Source organism: Bacillus thuringiensis (assembly GCF_001595725.1).
Lineage (GTDB): Bacteria > Bacillota > Bacilli > Bacillales > Bacillaceae_G > Bacillus_A > Bacillus_A thuringiensis_K.
Genome location: NZ_CP014282.1, coordinates 4,827,862 through 4,848,101, shown reverse-complemented (window position 1 = coordinate 4,848,101; position 20,240 = coordinate 4,827,862). Strand labels below are relative to the sequence as shown.

Sequence of the window (20,240 nt, the reverse complement as noted above, 5' to 3'; positions counted from 1 at the left end):
TGGTTAGAGTCGCTTTTTTTATGTTCCGCCTAGCTTTATTCCAAGGAATGCAAAGGCGATACCAATTATGTAAGTAGCGCTTAAGTATAAAAGGAATGTGCTAAAGTTTTTACGATTGAGGAGTTGAACAGATTCTAGTTTAAACGTCGAAAATGTTGTGAATGCCCCCATAAATCCAGTACCTAATAGTAGTTGCCAGCCTGTAGTGACCCCGTTTCCAATTATATATCCAAGTAAAAACGCCCCTGTTATGTTAATAAGGAATGTAGCAAGTGGGAATTGTGTTTTATTTCTTTTCTTAAACCAATTGCTAATTGCAAATCGTGTAATCGCACCGAAAAATCCTCCTGTTGCGACTAATAAAGCCTCTATCATGAGTAATCACCTTCCGTAAGAGATTTCTTAATTAAGAAATCTCCAAGTGTATAGCCAAGACTAGACATAATGAGGCCACCAAGTATGCTACATGATACATATAAGAAGGCTATACTCCACTCAGAATGATTGATCAATTGCACAGTTTCTACACTAAATGTTGAAAAAGTTGTAAAGGAACCGATGAATCCAGTCCCGATGCCTGTGATAATCTCTGAAGGTAAGATGTTTAGCCGAGCGATATAAGTAGTTAGCCACGCTAAGAAGAAGCAACCGGTTAAGTTAATGAGTAATGTTGCTAATGGAAATGAATGATGCCAAAATGTGGTGATATTAAGACCTAAATAATAACGAGAAAGAGCTCCTAATATACCGGCAATGCCGACGATAATATAAATCAATTTTCTCACCTCTTTAAATAGCTTGCTCAAAAAAATAGACTCCTACCAGTATATATACTGGTAGGAGTCATTAGCTAAGCAGCGTTTATGGCGAACTCCATCGCCTATGATTATTACATATAGTGTACTAAAAATACCGTTTAATTTCCAGTGAGGAGGTAGGTGTAACTTTTCTTTTTTTTGATGTCTGAAGGTTTTTTAAGTAATTAAAATGGGATTGATTACTTATCAACTAAATATAATGATATACAGTTTTAATTATGATAAAATGTTTCTTATGTGTGTCGTTTTGTTTTATTTGACTGAAAATAAAGAAAAATAAATTAGCGTGAAAAGGAGTCATTTATTTGAAGAAATTTTTAAAAATCGTATTTACATGTGTTTTAGTGGTAGCGGGCATTGTAGGGGGATTTCTAGCGTATATGACACTTACTAAAGAACAGCCTGTTGATGTTATAGCCTTGAAGGTGGAGAATAATAAGGAGCGCGTATTAGCGACTGGACATGAATTTAAAGTTACAACATTTAATATTGGATATGCTGGATTAGATAAGGATCAAGATTTCTTTATGGATGGCGGAAAGGGATCTGGTTCAAGTAGTAAAGAGCAAACGGAAACTAATTTAAAGAATATGCTTTCGTTTTTACAAAATGAGAATAGTGATTTTGCACTATTACAAGAAGTTGATATAAAGTCACTTCGTTCATTTGATGTAAATGGACATGAATTTTTGAAAAAAGGATTACCTGATTATGTTTCGTCATTTGGCAAGAACTACGATACGAAATGGGTTCCAGTGCCAATAACAAATCCAATGGGATATGCGGAGGCTGGATTAAGTACGTTTTCTAAATACACTGTTCAAGAAGCGAAGAGGTTCCAGCTTCCTGGAATGGAGCCTTGGCCAAAGCGTTTGTTTGATTTAGATCGAGCAATTGTGGAATATAAAATTCCTGTTAATAATGGGAAACATGTTAGACTCGTAAATTTACATTTGTCTGCTTATGATGAAGGCGGGAAAATTAGAAAACAGCAAGTAGAGTATTTAAAAGAATATATGAACAAACATTATGAAAAAGGTGATTACGTAATAATGGGTGGAGATTGGAATCAATTAGTTTCGAACGCTCAATTAAGTGATCCGAAGTTCGTGAAAGAGCGTCCTGAGTGGTTAGTAGAGTTACCGAAGGACTTTACGGACGGTGGCTTTAAGTGGGCTGTAGATCCGTCTGTTATGACTGTGAGAGATGATGTGAAGAAATATGTAGAAGGTGAAAATTTCGTTACTATTATTGATGGCTTTATCGTTTCACCGAATGTAGAGATTGTAAATGTACAAGGGAAAGATTTAAAGTTTGAAAATAGCGATCATAACCCAGTGAGTGCGGTATTTAAACTGAAGTAATTGATATGTATAAGTAGAAGGTGGGGCTTCATATGGAGTGGTTAAAGAGGACTTGTTTTTCTAACCTTGAGAAAGAATCACAGAAAAATCATTTATTACTGTTTATAACGATTTGTAGTTTCTTCCTTGGGATAATCGCAATTGGGTATTATGGATATATTTTTACAGAGAGAGCAATAGCGTTTTGGATTTGTGGTATTTCTGTCGTTGCATTTGGAACGATTTTTACTTTTATAAAAAGTATGGAATCAGTGTATAAATATATCATGACATTTATGTTGCTTACAATGTCTTACATTATGGTACAAGCTTTTAATGAAAGCCCGGCTGTATTTCAAATGGTCTATTTCACATTAGCTGTTTCACTTATTTACTTAAGTGAGCGCCTTATTTTAATTCTTGGCGGGGTAGCTGTTGTGATTACATTTATCCTTTGTAGCTATTGGCCGGAGCAATTCTTTGCTTATACAGCCTCGTCTGAAGCTGCTAATTTTGCAAGTTTGTTAGCGATTGTAACAATCGCTATGTGGGGCGTCACGAAAATCGGTTCTAATCTGCTCCTTCGTTTAAGTGATGAGAAGCAAGAAGTAATGAGAAAAGCACAAGAGCTAGAAGAGACGCAAAGGCTTATTGAAGAAACAGTTGTGAAACTAGATAGTAATTTCAATCATTTAAGACAAAATATGAACAAGTCGATGGAATCGATGAGTGAGATTAATTTTGCCTTTGAAGAGGTGGCAGTTGGTACGCAATCACAATCAGAGATGATGTATCGCTCGGTAGAAGTATTGAATGATATGGAGGGAAATATTGAACAAATCATCTCTCAAGTAAGAACTGCATCGGCTCGTGTGGATGAAAGTTTAGAAATTTCAAAGGGTAGTGTACATACTTTAAGAAATTTTGAAACTAACATGAGAAGTTTAAATGATGTTGTTTCACAGTCTGGAATTATATTTAGAGATTTAATGATGCAATTGAAACAAATTAATGAAATTGTAGATGTAATAACGAATATTTCAAGTCAGACGAGTTTGCTAGCTTTAAATGCAAATATTGAAGCTGCGAGGGCAGGCGAGCATGGAAAAGGTTTTGCTATTGTAGCGAGTGAAGTGTTAAAGCTTGCTGAAGAATCAAATCGTTCTGCGGGAAGAATTCAAGGGATTTTGAAGGAGTTTAGTAATCAAGCAAGTAAGGTAGAAGTGCAGGTAGAGAAGTCAGAAAGAGTACAAGAAGAATGTAACGAGATGTTAGCAAGTGTTTTAACAAATGTAACTGATTTAGGGAAGTTTATTGATGCAATTAATGAAGTAATGCGAGAGGTTGTTGTTCATCAAGAAAGTTTCCAAGTTAAAACGACGAATATCGTAAAGGATGTTACGCATGCTTCTAACGTAATTCAGCAAACTTCTACAGCTACAGAAGAAGTGCTAGCGAGTGTGGAAGAAGAAAAATATCGAAATGATACGTCAGTGAAGACGTTGCAAACTGTTAGCGAGCAAGTGAAGTTGTTAGAAGATATTTTAGAAAAGTAATATTACTTGGAAAGAGCACGAATGATGTGCTCTTTTTTCATTGAAACGAATACTTGATAGGAATTTAATTGCTTTTCTGCGCGTTTTCTGCCAAGCTTAAGGAGATAAAGTGAGACTAGTACATACTGATTATTAGCCCTCACCAATCAAGCTATCCGCAAATAGCGGAATAAAATACTTCAAAGAAAGAATTATATAGGTGACGCATATGATCGAAGTTAAGACTTCTGAACTTAGTGATGGAGAATTTAATAGAGGTGTATTTGCAACTCGTGATATTAAAAAGGGTGAGTTGATACACGCCGCACCAGTTATCTCTTATCCGAATGAACAGCATGAACATATTGAGAAGACGTTACTTGCTGACTACGCATTTGAGTATGGGATCAATCATACGGCAATCCTTTTAGGATATGGTATGTTATTTAATCATTCATATACACCGAATGCAACGTATGACATCGTTTTTGAGAATCATACATTTAACTTCTATGCTTATAAAGATATAAAAGCAGGAGAAGAAATTTTAATCAATTATAATGGTGAAGTTGATAACGATGAGCTGTTATGGTTTGATAAAGAAAAAGAAGAGAACGAAAAGTAATATAAAGAGTATAGAAAGAGCACATTCTGTCGGATGTGCTCTTTTTTCATTGATGTAAATAAAGTAAAAAGTACAAAAAAATACCACTTTATTTTTGTATGGTATAGTAAGATACTGAGGGATAGTGTTTTGAAAAAGTCACATATTTTACAAATTGTTGTCTTTCTGATGACATGTCAAGTTTAGTAGTCCATTTGGGTTGCTTTATTATGCAATATATATTTTAATATGAGTGGCACCTCTTATAAATTAAGAGGTTTATAGGTGTCTCGAATTGATTTTGGGTACACTGTATCCACCACTTTAGGTTCTTTCATGTACGTGGGGATATTATGGGCCCGTATAACGGGATAAAATGAATATAGAAATAGAGGAATCGTAAAATGAATATGCAAGAGGTTTATAAATATTTAAGTACGGTATTGCCTGAAGGACATGTTAAACAAGATGAAATGTTAAAGAATCATACGCATATTAAAGTTGGCGGAAAAGCAGATGTTTTTGTTGCGCCTACAAATTATGATGAAATTCAAGAAGTTATCAAATATGCGAACGAATATAATATTCCAGTTACGTTTTTAGGAAATGGATCGAATGTCATTATTAAAGATGGTGGAATTCGCGGGATTACAGTAAGTTTAATTCATATTACAGGTGTTACTGTAACAGGAACGACGATTGTAGCACAGTGTGGTGCAGCAATTATTGACGTATCACGTATTGCCCTAGACCATAATTTAACGGGTCTTGAGTTTGCTTGTGGTATTCCAGGTTCAGTTGGCGGAGCATTATATATGAATGCAGGTGCATACGGCGGTGAAATTTCGTTTGTATTAACAGAAGCTGTCGTAATGACAGGTGATGGAGAACTACGTACTTTGACGAAAGAAGCATTTGAATTTGGATATCGTAAGAGTGTATTTGCGAACAACCATTACATTATTCTTGAAGCGAGATTTGAACTTGAAGAAGGTGTACATGAAGAAATTAAAGCCAAAATGGATGATTTAACGTTTAAACGTGAGTCAAAACAGCCTCTAGAATATCCTTCATGTGGTAGCGTATTTAAGCGCCCACCAAATAACTTTGCTGGTAAGTTAATTCAAGATTCAGGACTACAAGGTAAGCGAATTGGTGGGGTAGAAGTTTCTTTAAAACACGCAGGGTTTATGGTGAATGTTGATAACGGAACAGCACAAGATTACATCGATTTAATTCACTTCGTACAAAAGACAGTTGAAGAGAAATTTGGCGTGAAGTTAGAGCGAGAAGTAAGGATTATTGGAGAAGATAAGGAATAAAGAAATACGTATGAAGATGTGAATTATTTTAAAATAATATTTGGGTATTGTTGACAATTTGTTTTCGATTCAATATAATGGCTAATAATTTAACAAATAACATACGTTGAAAGAGCCCAGTAGCAGTTTGTCACTGTTAACGAGAGAGCTAGGGGTTGCTGTAACCTAGCACAAACAAACTTGCGAATTACACTCTGGAGTATCTTAGGTAATGCTAAGCGGACTAGCAATCGATATTATTGCTAAGAGTGGTATGAGTAGCTATGCTATTTATGCAAACTGGGTGGTAACACGGTGAATAATCGTCCCTATGTCTATCGTAGACGTAGGGCTTTTTTGTTTTTAAAAAATAAAGGGGATGACAAAAGATGAATATTATTGATGAATTAGAATGGCGCGGCGCCGTTAATCAGCAGACTGACGAAGAAGGTTTACGCAAGCTAGTAGAAGAGAAAAAGATTTCACTATACTGCGGAGTTGATCCGACTGGTGATAGTATGCATATCGGACATTTGATTCCGTTTATGATGATGAAGAGATTCCAATTAGCTGGCCATCATCCTGTTATTTTAATTGGCGGGGCAACAGGAACAATTGGTGATCCGAGTGGACGACAATCAGAGCGTCAGCTTCAAACGTTAGAAGTGGTTCAGCATAATGTAGATGCGTTAACAGCACAAATGAAAAAGCTATTTGATTTTGGCGGAAATAGCGAAGTGAAGATGGTAAATAACTATGATTGGACACATGAAATAAATATTATTGAGTTTTTACGTGATTACGGGAAAAACTTTAGCATCAATAGCATGTTAGCGAAGGATATTGTAGCAAGCCGCTTAGATACAGGTATTTCTTTCACGGAATTCACGTACCAAATTTTGCAAGCGATGGATTTCCATCATTTATACACGAAAGAGGATGTTCAACTTCAAATTGGTGGTAGTGACCAATGGGGAAATATTACGAGTGGTTTAGATTTAATTCGTAAGTTAGAAGGTCATGAGGCGAAAGTATTCGGATTAACGATTCCATTATTATTAAAATCGGATGGTACGAAGTTTGGTAAATCAGCAGGTGGTGCGGTTTGGCTTGATCCTGAAAAAACGACAACGTTTGAATTTTACCAGTTCTGGGTAAATACAGATGATCGTGATGTCGTTAAATACTTGAAATACTTTACGTTCTTAACGAAAGAGCGTATTGATGAATTAGCAGCGAGGGTAGAAGCGGAGCCTCATAAACGTGAAGCACAAAAAGTGTTAGCAGAAGAAATGACGAAATTCGTTCATGGAGAAGAGGCGTTCCTGCAAGCTGAAAAAATCACAGCAGCGTTATTTAGCGGAGATATTAAATCGTTAACAGCTGATGAAATTGAACAAGGCTTTAAAGAAATGCCAACATTTCAGTCTTCAAAAGAGACGAAAAACATCGTAGAGTGGCTAGTCGATTTAGGAATCGAACCATCTAGACGACAAGCACGCGAGGACATTAATAATGGTGCGATTTCTATGAATGGTGAGAAAGTAACAGATGTGGGTACGGATGTTACTGTAGAAAATTCGTTTGATGGAAGATTTATTATTATTCGTAAAGGGAAGAAGAACTACAGCCTTGTGAAGTTAGGATAATGAAGAGGGTGAAAAAATTATATCGGCGATTTTTTGAATATATCGACCGTAACTCGAAATATATCAGCGCAAATCCGAATATATCAGCGATTTTCCCGATATATCGATTTACCGACAAAAAGCGACAATAAGAGCTGTTCCGAACGGGACAGCTTTCATTGTTAAAAGTCAGTATATTTAGATAAATTTAAAGGGTATATAATTTTTTTGCCGAATAAATAAGTTAGAGAAAATTACGGATAAAAATAGCCCGAACCATGCAGGGCATGATTCGGGCTTATATTCAGATTAGTAAGCTAAGCTGAATAGACCTTTAATGTGTGATAAGTAACGAACGTTACTTGCTTCTTTCATTAATGATGCTGGTAAGCCTTTAAGTGGAGTATTGCTTGCTCCAATTGTAGCAACAGCATCTTTACGTCCTAGACTAGCAAGTGTTCCAGAGTTTACAGGTGCGAACTCTTCGAATGCTTTGCCTTCTAGTGCTGCGTATAAGTTGTATCCAATTAACTCACCCATTTGCCAAGCGATTTGTGCAGTTGGTGGGTATGGACGTCCGTCTGGAGCGAAGACAACAGCGCTGTCTCCAGCAACGAATACATCTTTGTGAGAAGTAGATTGTAGGTATGCATCGACTGTTGCACGTCCACGGTTAACTTCAAGACCTGATTCACCGATTAATGGGTTACCTTGTACGCCGCCTGTCCAAACGAATGTGTTAGCAACAAGTTTTTGACCGTCTTTTAAGTCGATTTCGTTGCCAGCAACGTTTGTTACAGGAAGACCAGTTAAGAATGTAACGCCGCGTGCTTCTAGGCTAGTAGTTGCACGTTCGATTAAGTGGTCTGGTAATACTGGAAGGATTTTTGGACCTGCTTCAACAAGAAGAAGTTTAACTTCTTTTGGATTTACGCCGTGGCTTTTTGCAAGTTTAGGCATAATGTCAGCAAGCTCACCAACTAGCTCAACGCCAGTTAATCCGCCACCACCGATTACGATTGTAGCGTCAGCTTCGTTTTTCGTTTTCGCGTATTCACGAATACGGTCTTCAACGTGTTTGTAGATTTTGTTTGCATCAGCAGCAGATTTTAATACCATGCTGTTTTCTTCTAGTCCTGGAATACCGAAGTAAGCAGTTTTACTTCCTAAAGCAACTACAAGTGCATCGTAAGATAAAGTAGTGGCGCCAGCTAGTTTGATTTCTTTGCTATCAACTGAGAATGACTCAACTGTTGCGATTTTAAGATCGATATCTTTACCTTTGAAAAGCTTTGTAAGTGGCATTGCAACTGCTTGCTCAGACACGTTACCAGCTGCAAGGCGGTGTAGTTCAGTGATGATTTGGTGTGTTGGGTATTGGTTAATCACTGTAACTTGTGCTTCTGATTTGCTGTAATATTTACGTACGTTTAAAGCGGCAAGAAGACCGCCATAACCAGCGCCTAAGATGACAATTTGTTTTGACATAGTATGATATCCCCCGTCTTTACTAATTGTTGTTATAAGTTAACTTATTTATTGTTACGTTCTGCACTAATTTGAAGATATGCGTTCACAAAGCGGAACATTTTTTGTGCTTGTGGATCTTTTAGTAATTTTAACAGACCGAATAGGCCAATAACTTCGTTACTTTCGTCAGCACGATCTTTCGCTTCGATTGCAGTAGCAGCCATGCTTTTCACTGTATCTTTTACAGGTTCTACAAGCTCTGTGATTGCACCAACAGTGTCGCTTTTTAATACTTCATCAGTAGCAACAGTTTGAGCGAAGTCATAAGACTTAGTTAAAATGTTAACAAGCTCAGTTAATTTTGGAAGCTGTTCTACTAGTGTTGTTAATGATTCTTGTACCTCAGGTTTTAACAACTGATCAAGTACATCAAGTTGTCCTTGGCTAGCAGAAATTTGTACAGTTTCTTGTTCTGGCTTTGTTTGAGTCATAGTTTCTGGCATCTCCAATTCTCCTTTACGATAGCAATACTCTTATTTTTTGATAAGTAAGATAGTAAACGCTTGCGAAACTTTATACAAAGTTTCACAAAACACAATAAAATGCCTTTAAATTTACGACAGCAAGTAAGCTGCAAACATAAATCTAAAACCATAACGTCTCACTTATCATTTATGAACTGTCCGATACATGGCTTGTCCGCATAATGGAAAAGCTCCGCTACCGGAAAGTGTATATAATATATATCCTATATTATATACTATATGCACCTATGTTAACATAAAAATGATTCCTAATTATTTGATATTGAGTGTATAACGTAGTACTGACAAGGTATGAAAGTGTATAAAATATTTTATTTCAGTTAGAAATGTACATATATATATAGAAAAAAAGGAAAAAACGAGCAAATTTATGTTCGTTTTTTCCTTTTTCCTATTATTCACCTTCTACAATTAGCATCGATGTGTTACCGCTTTTTTCAAGATGGCATTCGCCCCAAGTACAAAGAGAATCAAGAATGGATTCTAAAGACCAACCGTATTCTGTAAGTGAGTATTCTACTTTTGGTGGTACTTGATTGTATACCTTTCTTTGAATGACCCCATCGTCTTCTAATTCACGTAATTGCTGAGTTAACATTTTTTGTGTAATCCCAGGCATTAAACGTTTTAGTTCACTCGTTCTTTTTGTGCCTTTCGTTAGATGACAAAGGATAACAACCTTCCATTTTCCACCGATAACCTCTAAAGTCGCTTCAACGGGAATATTATATTTTTTCATATAAAAATCTCCTTTGATGAATGTAGATTTAAGTTCTCCAACAAAAGAAGCTAAATAATTAAATGTTACTAAAAAGTGCCTATAGCACTTTAAAGTACGTACTTTTTATCATGTTGAATATGTTCCATAATAGCATACGTAAGAGGGAAATGAGTAGTACGGTACTAAAAAGTGCCTATGTTACTTTTAGGTACCTATCGTACTTTTAAGTGCGTTCTTCAAAAAAAGAGTAAAGCCATTCATAATAGCGTATATCAACAGTAAAGTTATTTTTGTAGAAGATAAAAAGGCCTTTTTATCATACTATTATGATTGGATTTCTCGCATTAAGGAGGAGTTCAATTGAATTCATATACAGTATCTTCTTCGGCAGTACAGACGAATCGGAGAAGTATGTTTGCTTTATTAGCACTAGCAATTAGTGCGTTTGGAATTGGTACAACTGAATTTATTAGTGTCGGCTTATTACCATCTATCTCAGAGGATTTACATGTTTCTGTTACAACAGCGGGGTTAACTGTTTCTTTATATGCATTAGGAGTAGCGTTTGGTGCTCCAGTATTAACGTCATTAACAGCTAGTATGTCGCGAAAGACGTTATTAATGTGGATTATGATTATTTTCATTATTGGTAATGGCATTGCGGCAGTAGCAACAAGTTTTACTGTGTTACTTATTGCGAGGGTTGTATCTGCATTTGCACATGGTGTTTTTATGTCAATTGGATCTACAATTGCGGCTGCTCTTGTACCTGAGAATAAACGTGCAAGTGCCATTGCGATTATGTTTACTGGATTAACAGTTGCGACTATTACAGGTGTGCCAATTGGAACGTTTATCGGTCAACAATTTGGCTGGAGGGCCTCGTTTATTGTTATTGTGGCCATTGGAATCGTTGCTTTAATCGCCAATAGTATGCTAATTCCTTCTAATTTAAAAAAAGGTACGTCCGTATCATTTCGCGATCAATTTAAGCTGATTACGAATGGAAGACTGTTACTTGTATTTATTATTACTGCATTAGGATATGGGGGAACGTTCGTAACATTTACGTATTTATCTCCGTTATTACAAGAAGTAACAGGATTTAAAGCAAGTACCGTTACAATTATTTTGTTAGTGTATGGAATTGCAATTGCGATTGGGAATATGGTCGGTGGAAAATTATCAAATCATAATCCGATTCGAGCGTTATTTTACATGTTCTTTATTCAAGCGATTGTATTATTTGTTTTAACATTTACAGCACCATTTAAAGTTGCTGGATTCATTACAATTATTTTTATGGGACTATTTGCGTTTATGAATGTCCCAGGGCTACAAGTGTATGTCGTTATCTTGGCTGAGAGGTTTGTACCTAGCGCTGTTGATGTAGCATCGGCGATTAACATCGCAGCATTTAACGCAGGAATTGCTCTTGGTGCTTACTTGGGCGGTATTGTAACGAACTCGTTAGGATTAATTCATACGGCTTGGGTAGGCGGAATTATGGTAGTAGGTGCTGTGATTTTAACAGCGTGGAGCATGACATTAGAAAAAAGAGATCAAGTAAAATAAAAGGAGAGAAAATAAAATGAAAAACTTACAAAGTAAAACAGTATTAAATAATGGTGTAGAAATGCCTTGGTTCGGTTTAGGTGTATTTAAAGTAGAAGAAGGACCAGAACTTGTAGAAGCTGTAAAATCAGCGATTAAAGCAGGATACCGTAGCATCGATACAGCTGCAATTTACGGAAATGAAAAAGCTGTAGGTGAAGGAATCCGTGCAGGTATTGAAGCGACTGGTATTTCAAGAGAAGAATTATTTATCACTTCAAAAGTATGGAACGCAGATCAAGGATACGAAGAAACAATTGCTGCATACGAAGAGAGCTTAAAGAAATTAGAACTAGAGTATTTAGACCTATATCTTGTTCACTGGCCTGTAGAAGGAAAATATAAAGATACGTGGAGAGCGCTAGAAACACTTTATAAAGAAAATCTCGTACGTGCAATTGGCGTAAGTAACTTCCAAATTCACCACTTACAAGATGTAATGAAAGATGCAGAAATTAAGCCAATGATTAACCAAGTAGAATACCACCCTCGTTTAACACAAAAAGAATTACAAGCTTTCTGTAAAGAACAAGGTATTCAAATGGAAGCATGGTCACCACTTATGCAAGGTCAATCATTAGATAACGAAACATTACAAGAGATTGCTGAGAAATATGGCAAAACAACAGCGCAAGTTATTTTACGTTGGGATCTTCAAAATGGAGTGATTACAATTCCAAAATCAACGAAAGAACACCGCATTATTGCAAATGCTGATGTATTTAACTTTGAATTAACGAAAGAAGATATGGAAAAAATCGATGCGTTAAATCAAAATCACCGCGTTGGTCCAGATCCTGATAACTTCGATTTCTAAGATTAAGGTAAGAAAAAAGAGTGCGTAAAAGCACTCTTTTTTTTGTATAAAAATATTTTCTAATTAAATACTACTTAGTATTAAGTTTGTTATTAAGGGGCTGTGAACATGAATATAAAGCAATCGTTCAAACTTTTAGCTATGTTTTTAAGTGTTTTATTTGTGTTATTCCCACTTCAAAAAGCATTCGCAGAAGTGATGGACCATACAAAGTATCAAATGGATTGGAGTTATAGTAAGTCCAAGAAGAAACCAATTCGAACAGAGCTTATTAAAACGGCAGATGGCAAAATTGCTTTTTGCTTAAATGTAGATTTAAAATCTCCAAGCGGTCAAGATTTACCGGAAATGGGGAAAGTGGATATTAACGTATATCGCGTATTATTGAATGGATATCCACAAAAGAGCCCGCAAGAATTAGGTGTTTCTGATTGGAGAGAAGCTCATTATGCAACGCAGCTTGCAGTATGGAATGCGTTAAAACAAATCGATATTAATGATTTAGATTTCCGTAATAAAAATGTAGAAAAGGTGACGAAAGATATCGTTGCAAAAGCTAGCGCTAGTGAAGAGTTACAAGAAATTACGATGAGTGTCGTACCAACAGAAGAACAAGAAGCGGTATTGAAAAATGATTTCTTTGAAACAGGCTTATATACAGTAGAAACAAATGCAAAAAGCGGAACGTATAAAGTGCAACCAACAGGTGCACCAGCGGGCGTGAAATTTGCAAATGAAAAGGGCGAAACAAAAACAGAATTTAATGTAGGAGAGAAGTTCCGCATTTTAATTCCGAAACAAACACCAGCTGGTGGATTTAGCTTTAAAGTAATCGGGAAATTAACGAAGCTACAAGGGATTGCACATAAAGGTACACCCACAATTCAAAATGCAGTTGTATTACTTGAGCGTAGTGAAGAAGAAACAAGTCCGGAGTTATCAGTGAGTTGGAAAAAAGGAAATGGTCATGATAATAATAAACCACATACTCCAAATGAACCGCATAAACCGAATCAATATAAAAGGTAAGGATGAAAGCATTGGTGTTAACCAATGCTTTTTATATATGAAATTTAAAATTATATCAAGATAATTATTAATTAGATAAAACACTGTTTTTATGTTGAGAAAATTATTTGGAAATAACAAAATATAATAAAATCCAAACGTTACAATAAATAGATTAAATTCACAAAATTGTAACATTATTCTAATTGAAAAGTCTATCAAACAAAGTGTAAAGCGTGTACAATTCAGTTGGAAAAACTACCTATAGGTGGTCATATATGAAGAAAATGTAAGGTTTTATTTTTAGATGTATAGATGACGAGACTAAAATATATCTTTTACTATGTTTCTTTTATGTAAGAAGAGAACTCATCACAAGTAGAGTGAAGTGAGGAGGGCATAATACATGAAAAATTTTACAATGTAAGAAAGCGAATACATTTAGAGAAATGCGGAAGTAATTGATATAGGTGCGAGAGGCGTTAGTCTATTCGTTAAATGTTTTTATAAAAATAATAGGATTTCTTATTAAATGAATATATAGGATGGTTTGTCTAAAAAAAGGACAGGGGACACAGATTATGTCAAAGCAGAAAAAGAGTAGGGTATTAGTAGCTGGTATTTGTATATCTACATTATTATCACCAGTAGCTTTCGAAGCATCGAAAGGATATGCGGCGCCTTTGGAAGAGAATAAGGGCGGGCAGTTGGAAGAGAGTAAAGAGAATCGTTTGGAGCAGAGAACGTTTCATTTGCCTGGGAAAGGTAGTATTGAAGAAGAGCAAAAACGCTTAAAAGTACGTTATGTACTTTCAGCGAATGAACCAACTGGAATTTATGCTGGTCCAAATGAAGAAATTAAAATTGAAATAAAAGGAACGCAATCTATTAAAGCGTTCATAGGAACGAAGTCATATGATGAAAAAGGGTTTGAAGAATTTGAGTTAAAACCTGGTGAAAATAATATTTCATCTTCAATAGGTGGAATACTATATTTTTATAACATGAATAATGATGGCGAAGTAACAGCTTCAGTTATTCATGGAGGAAGTCATTTTCCATTATTTATCTTAGGGAAGCACACAAAAAAAGATTGGGATGCAATGTTAAAGAAGTATAAAAATCCTTATGCAGTTGAATTGAAGGGTGAGAGAAGTTTAATTACTGCAAGTCCTGAAGCAGTGGAAAACTATATGGGAGAGACGGATCCAGTAGAATTAATGAGGCTACATGATAAGATTATTCGCTTTGAAAATTCTGTAGCAGGATTATCTGAAGATGGTATAGGGGTGTCAAAAGCTCCAAACCACTATATCCAATTTGTTGAAAAGAGAAAACCAGATAAAGATGATTGGATGTTTGCTACTCATTATCATACAGGGTATGTTCCAGAGACTATGGATAGGGTTTTAAATATAAAGAGATTACAAGGAGATGGCTGGGGACCGTGGCATGAAGTAGGGCATTTACATCAGCAAGCTCCTTGGTTTTGGTCAGGTGTAGGAGAAGTAACAGTAAATATATATTCATTATCGGTTCAAAGAATGTTAGGCAATAAATCAAGTCTAGAAGAAGATGGTCATTATAAAAAAGCTTTTGCTTACTTAGATAATCCTGATGCTCAAAAAAATATGGAAGAATTCGAGAAACTAGTAATGTTTTGGCAACTTGATTTAGCTTATGGAGAGCATTTTTACCCTAATTTACATCAAATGTATCGCTTATTACCAGAATCTGAAATGCCTGCTTCAGATGAAGATAAAAAGCAAATGTTTATTTATATGGCATCGAAAGCGGCTAAACAAAACTTAGTACCGTTTTTTGAGAAATGGGGATTAGGTCCAAATGATGAGGTTAGAGGGAAAATCGAAAATTTAAATTTACCTAAATTAGAAAAAGAAATATGGAAAGCAACAGATAGTAATATTATTCGTGAAAAACAAGTGAAACCATACGGCGGGCTTCCTTATGGTGAAGCGTCTAATGTGGTACAAGATCTCATCGTTGGTGCGAATTTTAATGAAAATCTAGCAAATAGTCTTGTTCAAAATTTAGGTGAAAATGTAAAAGTAACAGGTAGAATTATGTGGCTGGATTTAGAGGTTGGAAAAAGAGCGGTATTAGTAGAAATTGAGGATGAGAAAGAACAGAGGAATTTCATTTCTGTTCCAGTTAACAGTCTTTATGGAGATACTATGGTATTTAAAGGTTACGGTGATGAGGTAAATTCTGTTATAACGCTCCTTCATGATGAAAAGAAAATCAACGTTTCTTTCGTTGGTAATGAGTTCCATGAGCGCTTTAAAAATGAAAAGTATGTAGGGATTACCTTATATGATAAGGACGGAAATGAAAAGAAAAATATTTCTATAGAAGGTCAAGAAAATTCTAAAAAAGTTGCTTTGCAACTTGAAGGTGTTGAACTTCAATATGGCGATATTATGAAAGTATATCATGCAGAACCAAGTCGTTTCGATTGGTATCAAAGTAATAAACTTGTAGAGCAAGGTGGAGCTAAGAATAAAAAAGAAAAGTTCTTTAAGATTACTCCACAAGGATATGAACTAATAGACGGTATACAGGAAGTAGAAGCAGTACCGCAAAAAGTAGTAATCGGGGCAGACGCTGAAAAATTAGAGGCGAACAACTTTGTTCAAGTAAAAGGTGGAGAAGTAATTGGTTTTGTAGAAAAACCGAATACAATGAAAATCGGTGAACAAAAAGTAAAAGTGGAAACGAAAGATCGTTTTGGAAATAAGAAAGTGACGGAAGTTCCATTAGAAGTGACATATGGAGATAGTTTACTTGTATATGGGTTAAGCTATGATGGTGACGATATGAAATCAATTATAACGTTACATCAGGATACGAAAAAAATGAGTGCGACAGATACGGATAATTTGATTCATGATTACTTTGGAGATGAGAAGTATTTTGAATTCACCTTGTACAATAAAGAGGGAAAAGAGAAGAAAAATATAGAGGTAAAAGGCTTGGAGAATACAGAAGCTTTTGCCAAGGAAGTAAATGGGTTAGTATTTGAATATGGAGATGTGGTGAAAGTATACCATGCAGAGTCTTCACGTTTACATTGGTATCAAAAAGGTTTATATGTGGGAGAAGGAAAAAATAAAGAAATAAAAGAATTATTCTTTGAAATTACTGAAAATGGATTTGAAAGATTAGAAGCTCTGCAAGAAGTAACGGCAGTACCACAAAAATTAGTAATTGGAACAGACGTTGAAAAATTAGAAGCAAAAGATTTTGTGCAAGTGAAAGACGGAGAAGTAGTTGGATTTGTAGAAAAACCAAATACGACAAAGATTGGTGAACAAAAAGTAAAAGTAGAAACGAAAGATCGTTTCGGAAATAAGAAAGTGACGGAAGTTCCAGTAGAAGTAACTTATGGAGATAGCCTATTTGTATATGGATTAAGTTATGGTAGTGACGATATGAAATCGATTATAACGTTACATCATGATACGAAAAAAATGAGTGCGACAGATACGGATAATTTGATTCATGATTACTTTAAAGATGAGAAGTATTTTGAATTTACTCTGTACAATAAAGAAGGAAGAGTGAAGAAAAATATAGCGATAAAAGGTATGGAAAATACGAAAGCTTTTGCCAAGGAAGTAAATGGATTAACATTTGAGTATGGAGATATGTTGAAAGTATATCATGCAGAATCTTCACGCCTACACTGGTACAAAAAAGGTGTATATGCGGGAGAAGGAAAGAATAAAGAGATAAAGGAACTAGTCTTCAAAATTACTGAAAACGGCTTTGAAAGAATGGAAGCTGGGCAAGAAGTAACAGCAGTACCACAAAAAGTAGTAATTGGAACAGACGCTGAAAAATTAGATGCAAAAAACTTTGTTCAAGTGAAAGATGGAGAAGTACTCGGATTTGTAGAAAAACCGAATACAACAAAAATTGGTGAACAAAAAGTAAAAGTAGAAACAAAAGATCGCTTTGGTAATAAGAAAGTGACGGAAGCTTCATTAGAAGTGATGTATGGAGATAGTATAGTATACCAAGGTGTGGCTGATGTAACGCGTTCAATCGTTACCTTAAATCATGATGCGAAGAAATTACATGCAACATTTACTGATGGTGAAATACATTATCGTTTTGTAAATGAACAGTATATAGGACTTACGGTATATGATCAAAATGGAACCGAGAAAAAGCATGTAACGGCAGAAGGACAAGAGACTTCAAAGAATTTTGCTGAGCAAGTAAATGGTATGATGTTCGAGTATGGTGATGTAGTAAAAGTGTATCATGCAGAATCTGATCGTTTAAGTTGGTATAAAACTGGTGAGTTAATTGGAAAAGGGGATGCGAAAAAATTTAAAGAGATTTCCTTCAAGATTACTCAAAATGGCTTAGAGCAAGTACAATAATAAGAAAAAGCTCGTAAAACATAATGTTTTACGAGCTTTTTTATTATTCAGCTTCAGAAACTACTGTGAAGCGTTCGTTTACATGTTTTGGATTTTCGATTTCATCAAGTGCTGCTACTGCGAAATCTTCGTAACTTACGTAGCTATCACCTTTTGCGTTAACAAGAAGGTTGTCTTTACCAGCTTTGTAAGAACCAGTGCGTTTTCCTAATGCGAATAGTGCAGAAGGGCTGATGAATGTCCAAGTGATATCATTTGTTTGTTGTAAGATTTCTAAGTTTTTGCCTTGGTTTTGAGCTGTTGCAAGGTATTCGCCTGGGAAACCTGGTGTCTCAAATACACGTGTTGTTTTCTTTTCGTCTACAAATAAGCTTCCAGCGCCGCCAACTACAAGTAATTTTGTGTTAGGTGCACCTTTCATCGCTTCAATTAGTACGTTTCCTGCATCTACGTGAAGGTGTTCTTGTCCTGCTGGAGCACCGAATGCATTTACAACTACATCGAATGCTTGTAGGTCGTTAGATGTAAGAGAAAATACGTCTTTTTCTAACACTTTTACGTTTTCTTCTGTAATTTTTGCAGCGTTTCTTACGATTGCAGTTACTTCATGTCCGCGATCTAATGCTTCTTTTAAAATACGACTTCCTGCTTTACCAGTTGCTCCGATAATTCCGATTTTCATAATAAATCCCTCCAAAGTGTTTTGTTAAAGTGTATATCTGAAAGTGAATGAATGTATTGTAATTAGGTTTGTTACAACCTGTTGTAATCATTATAGTTACAGGTTGGTGTTTTTGTCAATGGGGTTGTTTGTGAATTTATTTTTTGTTTTAGTATGCACAGTTAGAGGGAGGGCAGTCATAAAGATATTGTTACTGCGAGCCTGGCTAATATTTGGAAATTGCAAATTGTCGAAAAATGTTGATTTTTGAATGTTTTTTAAATATAATTCGTTTTATGGAGAAAAGGAGGGGTTAATTGTATGAATATTTTAGAGCAATTTGTTTCATCAACGAATACAATTCTTTGGTCATATATTCTTATTGCGATGTTAATTGGTTTAGGTCTTTATTTTTCTATTAAATTGAAATTCGTACAAATTACTCATTTAGGGGAAATGGTTCGACTAATGAGTGATGGATTAACTGGAAAGACGCGTAAAAAAGGTAGTGTATCTTCTTTCCAAGCGTTTTGTATGAGTTCAGCAGCTCGTATTGGTATCGGTAACTTAGCTGGTGTAGCGTTAGCTATATCTATGGGAGGACCTGGCGCGGTATTTTGGATGTGGGTTATTGCGATTATCGGGGCTTCTTCAAGTTTTGTAGAAAGTACGCTGGCCCAAATTTATAAAATAAAAGATGGCAGTGGCTTCCGTGGTGGTCCTGCTTATTATATGGAAAAAGGTTTAAATAAACGTTGGATGGGAATTTGGTTCTCTATCCTTATTACAATTAGTTACGGTTTAATTTTTAACTCAGTACAAGCGAATACAGTAACATTAGCATTTGAAAATGCATTTGGTTTAGAGCGTTATATTGTTGGTATTGTATTAGCTGCATTAGTTGCGGTTATTATTTTTGGTGGTGTAAAAAGTATTGCACGTATGTCGGAAATGATTGTTCCGCCAATGGCGCTTATTTATATTGCGGTAGCTATTTTTGTTGTTATTAAAAACTTCTATTTAATACCAGATGTGTTTACGGAAATCTTTAAAGGTGCATTCGGTTTAGATTCAGCTGTAGGTGGCGGTATCGGCGCTGCGATGAAATACGGTATTCAGCGCGGATTATTTGCGAACGAAGCAGGTATGGGTAGTGCGCCAAACGCGGCAGCGACGGCTGATGTAACGCATCCAGCAAAACAAGGTTTTATTCAAACAATTGGCGTATTAGTAGATACATTCTTAGTATGTACATCAACAGCATTTATCGTACTATGTTCTGGTGCATATAAAGCAACAAATTTAGAAGGTATTGAGTTAACGCAAAATGCATTAAGTTCACAAATCGGTCCATGGGCAAGTAGCTTCTTAGCGATTATTATTTTCTTATTTGCATTTAGTTCTCTTTTAGGAAACTACTATTATGGTGAAACGAATATTGAATTCATTAAACAAAGTAAAACGTGGTTAACGATTTACCGTATTGCGGTAGTAGGAATGGTATTATTCGGTTCTGTTGCGACGCTTCAAGTTGTATGGAATATGGCGGATCTATTTATGGGACTAATGGTAATCACAAACTTAATTGCGATTACACTTCTTGGACGATTTGCGTATGCTGCATTGGCAGACTATGTAAGACAAAAGAAACAAGGAAAAGATCCAGTCTTCAGTGCAGATTCTATTCCTGGCTTAACAAATACAGAGTGTTGGGATAAGTCAGCAGTAATGGATAAAGAAAAAGCAGTATAATGAAAAGGCGA

Annotated in this window: 16 protein-coding genes, 1 riboswitch and 1 other annotated feature; of the genes, 10 read left to right on the top strand and 6 right to left on the bottom strand. The window is 35.6% G+C overall.

Features of this window, described 5'->3' with window-relative positions; all coding sequences use genetic code 11:
• Window positions 1-18: 18 nt before the first annotated feature.
• Both crcB (AXW78_RS24475) and crcB (AXW78_RS24470) read right to left on the bottom strand, forming a co-directional pair.
• Window positions 19-375, bottom strand: coding sequence for a fluoride efflux transporter CrcB (gene crcB, locus AXW78_RS24475; protein WP_000568589.1), 357 nt, complete (start codon window positions 373-375; stop codon window positions 19-21).
• Window positions 372-776 (bottom strand): fluoride efflux transporter CrcB, encoded by a 405-nt coding sequence (gene crcB, locus AXW78_RS24470; protein WP_000639317.1) that lies wholly within the window; start codon window positions 774-776, stop codon window positions 372-374. The genes crcB (AXW78_RS24475) and crcB (AXW78_RS24470) overlap by 4 nt, the downstream gene beginning before the upstream one ends.
• Before the next feature lie 54 nt (window positions 777-830).
• Window positions 831-890: riboswitch (Fluoride riboswitch) on the bottom strand.
• 233 nt (window positions 891-1,123) lie between these two features.
• On the opposite strand from crcB (AXW78_RS24470), the gene AXW78_RS24465 reads away from it, so the two are divergent.
• From AXW78_RS24465 to tyrS, 5 genes are all read left to right on the top strand, one after another.
• The gene (locus AXW78_RS24465) at window positions 1,124-2,182 is read left to right on the top strand and encodes an endonuclease/exonuclease/phosphatase family protein (protein WP_000714053.1); all 1,059 of its coding nucleotides are present in this window, start codon (window positions 1,124-1,126) and stop codon (window positions 2,180-2,182) included.
• Window positions 2,183-2,214: 32 nt separating this feature from the next.
• Entirely contained in the window at window positions 2,215-3,717 is a 1,503-nt protein-coding gene (locus AXW78_RS24460; protein ID WP_046946662.1) for a DUF4077 domain-containing protein, read from the top strand.
• 208 nt (window positions 3,718-3,925) lie between these two features.
• Window positions 3,926-4,321, top strand: a complete 396-nt coding sequence (locus AXW78_RS24455; RefSeq protein ID WP_000573649.1) for an SET domain-containing protein — start codon at window positions 3,926-3,928, stop codon at window positions 4,319-4,321.
• A 383-nt stretch (window positions 4,322-4,704) separates the two neighbouring features.
• A complete protein-coding gene (gene murB, locus AXW78_RS24450; RefSeq protein WP_001057102.1) occupies window positions 4,705-5,622 on the top strand; it encodes a UDP-N-acetylmuramate dehydrogenase in 918 nt (305 codons plus the stop codon).
• Window positions 5,623-5,719: 97 nt separating this feature from the next.
• Window positions 5,720-5,935 (top strand) — a binding site (T-box leader).
• A gap of 55 nt (window positions 5,936-5,990) precedes the next feature.
• Window positions 5,991-7,250, top strand: coding sequence for a tyrosine--tRNA ligase (gene tyrS / locus AXW78_RS24445; RefSeq protein WP_061884738.1), 1,260 nt, complete (start codon window positions 5,991-5,993; stop codon window positions 7,248-7,250).
• A gap of 288 nt (window positions 7,251-7,538) precedes the next feature.
• Here the strand turns inward: tyrS and AXW78_RS24440 are convergent, their stop codons facing one another.
• The 3 genes from AXW78_RS24440 to AXW78_RS24430 all read right to left on the bottom strand — a co-directional run bounded on the left by AXW78_RS24440 (window position 7,539) and on the right by AXW78_RS24430 (window position 9,983).
• Window positions 7,539-8,717 carry an NAD(P)/FAD-dependent oxidoreductase gene (locus tag AXW78_RS24440; protein ID WP_061884737.1) on the bottom strand — a complete coding sequence of 393 codons (1,179 nt, stop codon included), beginning with the start codon at window positions 8,715-8,717 and terminating at the stop codon, window positions 7,539-7,541.
• A gap of 44 nt (window positions 8,718-8,761) precedes the next feature.
• Window positions 8,762-9,202 carry a DUF1641 domain-containing protein gene (locus tag AXW78_RS24435; protein WP_001115309.1) on the bottom strand — a complete coding sequence of 147 codons (441 nt, stop codon included), beginning with the start codon at window positions 9,200-9,202 and terminating at the stop codon, window positions 8,762-8,764.
• A gap of 436 nt (window positions 9,203-9,638) precedes the next feature.
• A complete protein-coding gene (locus AXW78_RS24430; RefSeq protein ID WP_000760475.1) occupies window positions 9,639-9,983 on the bottom strand; it encodes a winged helix-turn-helix transcriptional regulator in 345 nt (114 codons plus the stop codon).
• A gap of 393 nt (window positions 9,984-10,376) precedes the next feature.
• On the opposite strand from AXW78_RS24430, the gene AXW78_RS24425 reads away from it, so the two are divergent.
• From AXW78_RS24425 to AXW78_RS24410, 4 genes are all read left to right on the top strand, one after another.
• Window positions 10,377-11,540 carry an MFS transporter gene (locus AXW78_RS24425; RefSeq protein WP_003303256.1) on the top strand — a complete coding sequence of 388 codons (1,164 nt, stop codon included), beginning with the start codon at window positions 10,377-10,379 and terminating at the stop codon, window positions 11,538-11,540.
• Between the two features lie 16 nt (window positions 11,541-11,556).
• The gene (locus AXW78_RS24420) at window positions 11,557-12,396 is read left to right on the top strand and encodes an aldo/keto reductase (protein WP_061884736.1); all 840 of its coding nucleotides are present in this window, start codon (window positions 11,557-11,559) and stop codon (window positions 12,394-12,396) included.
• Between the two features lie 108 nt (window positions 12,397-12,504).
• Window positions 12,505-13,425 carry a thioester domain-containing protein gene (locus tag AXW78_RS24415; protein ID WP_001022543.1) on the top strand — a complete coding sequence of 307 codons (921 nt, stop codon included), beginning with the start codon at window positions 12,505-12,507 and terminating at the stop codon, window positions 13,423-13,425.
• Window positions 13,426-13,985: 560 nt separating this feature from the next.
• The gene (locus AXW78_RS24410) at window positions 13,986-17,816 is read left to right on the top strand and encodes a putative mucin/carbohydrate-binding domain-containing protein (RefSeq protein ID WP_061884735.1); all 3,831 of its coding nucleotides are present in this window, start codon (window positions 13,986-13,988) and stop codon (window positions 17,814-17,816) included.
• A gap of 43 nt (window positions 17,817-17,859) precedes the next feature.
• Here AXW78_RS24410 and AXW78_RS24405 read toward each other — a convergent pair whose 3' ends face one another.
• Entirely contained in the window at window positions 17,860-18,498 is a 639-nt protein-coding gene (locus AXW78_RS24405) for an NAD(P)-dependent oxidoreductase (protein ID WP_000689908.1), read from the bottom strand.
• Between the two features lie 300 nt (window positions 18,499-18,798).
• Here AXW78_RS24405 and AXW78_RS24400 point away from each other — a divergent pair, with 300 nt between their 5' ends.
• Window positions 18,799-20,229: an alanine/glycine:cation symporter family protein gene (locus tag AXW78_RS24400; protein WP_001022944.1), complete on the top strand. Its 1,431-nt coding sequence runs from the start codon at window positions 18,799-18,801 to the stop codon at window positions 20,227-20,229.
• Window positions 20,230-20,240 lie beyond the last annotated feature (11 nt).

Bases quoted from the DNA above. Each gene is read 5' to 3' on its own strand.
- crcB (WP_000568589.1), bottom strand. From the start codon at position 375: ATGATAGAGGCTTTATTAGTCGCAACAGGAGGATTTTTCGGTGCGATT.
- AXW78_RS24460 (WP_046946662.1), top strand. From the start codon at position 2,215: ATGGAGTGGTTAAAGAGGACTTGTTTTTCTAACCTTGAGAAAGAATCA.
- AXW78_RS24455 (WP_000573649.1), top strand. From the start codon at position 3,926: ATGATCGAAGTTAAGACTTCTGAACTTAGTGATGGAGAATTTAATAGA.
- murB (WP_001057102.1), top strand. From the start codon at position 4,705: ATGAATATGCAAGAGGTTTATAAATATTTAAGTACGGTATTGCCTGAA.
- tyrS (WP_061884738.1), top strand. From the start codon at position 5,991: ATGAATATTATTGATGAATTAGAATGGCGCGGCGCCGTTAATCAGCAG.
- AXW78_RS24440 (WP_061884737.1), bottom strand. From the start codon at position 8,717: ATGTCAAAACAAATTGTCATCTTAGGCGCTGGTTATGGCGGTCTTCTT.
- AXW78_RS24435 (WP_001115309.1), bottom strand. From the start codon at position 9,202: ATGCCAGAAACTATGACTCAAACAAAGCCAGAACAAGAAACTGTACAA.
- AXW78_RS24430 (WP_000760475.1), bottom strand. From the start codon at position 9,983: ATGAAAAAATATAATATTCCCGTTGAAGCGACTTTAGAGGTTATCGGT.
- AXW78_RS24425 (WP_003303256.1), top strand. From the start codon at position 10,377: ATGTTTGCTTTATTAGCACTAGCAATTAGTGCGTTTGGAATTGGTACA.
- AXW78_RS24420 (WP_061884736.1), top strand. From the start codon at position 11,557: ATGAAAAACTTACAAAGTAAAACAGTATTAAATAATGGTGTAGAAATG.
- AXW78_RS24415 (WP_001022543.1), top strand. From the start codon at position 12,505: ATGAATATAAAGCAATCGTTCAAACTTTTAGCTATGTTTTTAAGTGTT.
- AXW78_RS24410 (WP_061884735.1), top strand. From the start codon at position 13,986: ATGTCAAAGCAGAAAAAGAGTAGGGTATTAGTAGCTGGTATTTGTATA.
- AXW78_RS24405 (WP_000689908.1), bottom strand. From the start codon at position 18,498: ATGAAAATCGGAATTATCGGAGCAACTGGTAAAGCAGGAAGTCGTATT.
- AXW78_RS24400 (WP_001022944.1), top strand. From the start codon at position 18,799: ATGAATATTTTAGAGCAATTTGTTTCATCAACGAATACAATTCTTTGG.